Consider the following 3654-nt stretch of genomic DNA (forward strand, 5'->3'; position numbering starts at 1 on the left):
TCCTCGATGCTGATGGCCTTTGGCAGTGTCTGCGCCCGCTTCGGGGCCCGCAGCCGCGCCCCGGCATCCTCCGCGAGGGTGCCCTCCTCGTGATGGAAACGGTGCAGGCTGCGCACCGAGGACAGGGCGCGGGTCACCGAGGCGGGGGTGAGCGGCGGCTCCCGATCGGCCAGCGCGCCCTGGTAGGCGCGGAGCCGGGCGGGGTCCACGGCCCCCAGGTCGGCCACGCCCGCCTCGTCCAACCAGGCGGCGTAGGCGGCCAGGTCCCGGCGGTACGCGGCCACGGTGTTCGGGGAGAGCCCACGCTCGATCGACACGTGCCGCAGGAACAGCTCGATGCCCCGCTCGGGCGCGAGCGCGCCGGTCATGAGGAACGCTCGCCCCGCACCGTCTCCCGGCGCTCCCACGGGGACGCCGCGTCGCCGAGGCTCGCCCAGCCCCCGGCGCGGGAGGCGTAGGCGGCGAGCACGGCGTTCGCCGTGATCGCGTTCTGCACGCGGCGGTCCAGCACCGCGGCGACCGCGTCCTCCAGGCTCAGCCAGCGCGTCACGATCTCGGCTTCCTCGCCCTCGCGCACGTAGTCGTGCTCGACCGGGCTGAGCCCGCGGGCCAGGAAGATCCGGATTGCCTCCGAACTGCCCCCGGGCGTCGTCATCACGTCGAGCAGCAGGTGCCACTCCGCGGCCGCGAGGTCCGCCTCCTCGGCGAGCTCCCGCTGGGCCCCGAGCAGGGCGGGCTCCCCGGGGACATCCATCAGCCCGGCGGGGATCTCCCAGTCACGCACGCCGACCGCGTGCCGGTACTGCTGAATCAGGAGGACCCGGTCGGCGTCGTCCATCGCGAGCACCGCGACGGCGCCGGTGTGGTCGACGTAGTCGCGGACGAGCTCCGTGCCCGAGCCGAGCGCGAAGCGGTCCCGGCGCAGGTCCCAGACCCGGCCCCTCTTGAGCAGCTCCGAGTCGAGCACGCGGATGTCGTCGGCCCGCTCATCGGCGAGCGCAGCGGCCCCGACCGCGGCGTCCGAAGACGCGGAAACCCCGCCCGGTGCCGGGCGGGGTTCGCGGTGCTGCGCTGGGTTAGGCACTCGCCTGACCGTTCACCTCGAAGAGGCGGCTCGCTTTCTGGCGCTCGATGGCCGCGGCCGCGAGGCCCGCGAAGAGCGGGTGGGCGCGGTTCGGGCGCGAGCGCAGCTCGGGGTGCGCCTGCGTGGCGATGTAGAACGGGTGCACCTCGCGGGGCAGCTCCACAAACTCCACCAGGCTGTCGTCCGGGCTCGTGCCCGAGAAGACGAGGCCGGCCGCGCCGATCTGCTCCCGGAAGCCGTTGTTGACCTCGTAGCGGTGCCGGTGCCGTTCCTCGACGCTGGCCGCGCCGTACAGCTCGGCCGCGAGGGACCCCTCGGCGAGCTTCGCCTCGTAGAGGCCGAGCCGCATGGTGCCGCCGAGGTCTCCGCCGCCGTCGACGATGCTGATCTGCTCGGCCATCGTCGCGATCACCGGGGTGCTCGTCTCGGGGTCGAACTCGGTCGAGGAGGCATCGGGCAGGCCCGCGACGTTCCGGGCGTACTCGATGACCATGCCCTGCATGCCGAGGCAGAGGCCGAGGGTGGGGATGCCGTTCTCGCGGGCGAAGCGCAGCGCGCCAAGCTTGCCCTCGATGCCGCGGATGCCAAAGCCGCCGGGCACGCAGATGCCGTCCACGTCTCCGAGCTGCTCGGCGGCGCCCTCGGGGCTCTCGCAGAGGTCGGCCGCGATCCAGCGCAGGGTGACCTTCGCCTGGTGCGCGAAACCACCGGCGCGGAGCGCCTCGGTGACCGAGAGGTAGGCGTCGGGCAGATCGACGTACTTGCCGACCAGGCCGATCGTGATCTCCTGCTTGGGGTGGGAGACCGCGTCGAGCACCGGCTGCCAGCCGGACCAGTCCACGGCGTTCGTCTCGAGACCGAAGTGGTTGACGATGTAGCTGTCGAGCCCCTCGGTGTTCAGCAGCTCCGGCAGGTTGTAGATGCTGGGCACGTCAACGGCGTTCACGACGGCGTCCTCGTCCACGTCGCACATGAGCGCAATCTTGCGCTTGTTCGACTCGGTGACGGGGCGGTCGGAGCGCAGCACGAGGGCGTCGGGCTGGATGCCGATGGAGCGCAGCGCGGCCACGGAGTGCTGGGTCGGCTTCGTCTTCTGCTCGCCAGAGGCCCCCATGAAGGGCACGAGGGACACGTGCACGAAGAAGACGTTGTTCCGGCCGAGCTCGTGGCGGACCTGGCGGGCCGCCTCAAGGAAGGGCTGGGACTCGATGTCGCCAACCGTGCCGCCGACCTCGGTGATGATCACGTCGGGGCGGGGGTCGTCCTGGGACTGCAGCCGCATCCGGCGCTTGATTTCGTCGGTGATGTGCGGGATGACCTGCACGGTCTGGCCGAGGTACTCGCCGCGGCGCTCCTTGGCGATGACCTGCTGGTAGATCTGCCCGGTGGTCACGTTGGCCGCCTGCGACAGGTTGATGTCGAGGAACCGCTCGTAGTGGCCAATGTCGAGGTCGGTCTCGGCGCCGTCGTCGGTCACGAAGACCTCGCCGTGCTCGAAGGGATTCATGGTCCCGGGATCGACGTTCAGATAGGGGTCCAGCTTCTGCATGACCACGTGCAGGCCACGAGCCGTCAGGAGGTTACCCAGGCTGGCTGCGGTGAGGCCCTTGCCCAATGAAGAAACGACACCACCGGTCACAAAAATGTGCTTGGTGATGCCGTTGTTGTCCGCGTTTCGCTGTTGTTCCACGGGATTCAATCCTAACACTTGTTTTGGGGCCGCGACAGCCCCCAGCCGATGTTCGCGAGTTTCTGGCCCCATTGCCCGCGCCTAACGCCGGTCCTGGCGGGGCACCCAGACCTGTTTCACGATCATGAGCACGAGTGCCGTGACCGGGATGGAGATGAGCGCGCCGAGCAGCCCGAGCAGGGTGCCGCCCGCCAGGGCGCCGATCACGACGAGGGAGCCGGGCACCGAGACGACCTTGTTCATCACGCGCGGGGTGAGCACATAGGACTCGACCTGCATGTAGATCAGGTAGTAGATCCCGATGGCGAGCGCGGTCGCCGGGGAGTTGAACAGCGCGACCGTGGTGACCAGGATCGTGGCAACGACCGACCCGATGAGCGGGATCAGGGCGACCAGGAACACGAGCACGGCGAGCAGGCTCGCGAAGGGCACCTGCAGGATCGTCATCATGATGAAGCCGAGGCTCGCGTTGATGAACGCCAGGAGGACCATGCCGCTGACGTAGCCACCCACGGACTTCGTGACCTGCTCCGTGATGTCGATCACGCTCAGGCGGGAGCTGCGCGGGGTCAGGCGGTAGAAGCCGCGCTTGATGCTCTCCAGCGAGGCCAGGAAATAGAGGCTGAGAATCAGCACGATGAGCGCGGCGGTGACCCCGTTGGCGACCCCCATGCCGGCCTGCCAGATGCCCCCGGCAACCGCGGCGATGTTCTGCGGGTTCGAGACGAAGGCGAGCACCTCCCGGAGCAGGCCGTCGAGATCAACGGTCTGCCCGAAGCGCTCCGTGAGGTCCAGGAACCAGGGCTCCCGCGAGACGTTCCGGATGAAGTCTGGCGCGGTGCGGAACAGCTGCGTGAGCTGCTCCGTGATCACGGGGATC

General features: G+C 69.5%; 4 protein-coding genes. All 4 read right to left on the bottom strand.

The window, feature by feature from the left end; genetic code table 11:
* Positions 1-368: site-specific integrase (locus OOT08_RS04065; protein WP_325091248.1), on the bottom strand; the 368-nt coding region annotated here is incomplete at its 3' end.
* Entirely contained in the window at positions 365-973 is a 609-nt protein-coding gene (locus tag OOT08_RS04070) for an NUDIX hydrolase (protein ID WP_325091303.1), read from the bottom strand. The genes OOT08_RS04070 and OOT08_RS04065, both read right to left, overlap by 4 nt.
* A gap of 103 nt (positions 974-1076) precedes the next feature.
* On the bottom strand, positions 1077-2846 hold the full coding sequence (locus tag OOT08_RS04075; protein ID WP_442916164.1) for a CTP synthase: 1770 nt from the start codon (positions 2844-2846) through the stop codon (positions 1077-1079).
* Positions 2847-2855: 9 nt separating this feature from the next.
* Positions 2856-3654: AI-2E family transporter (locus OOT08_RS04080; RefSeq protein ID WP_325091250.1), on the bottom strand; the 799-nt coding region annotated here is incomplete at its 5' end.

Origin of the sequence: Leucobacter sp. M11, assembly GCF_035726885.1 — a bacterium.
Lineage (GTDB): Bacteria > Actinomycetota > Actinomycetes > Actinomycetales > Microbacteriaceae > JAPFRB01.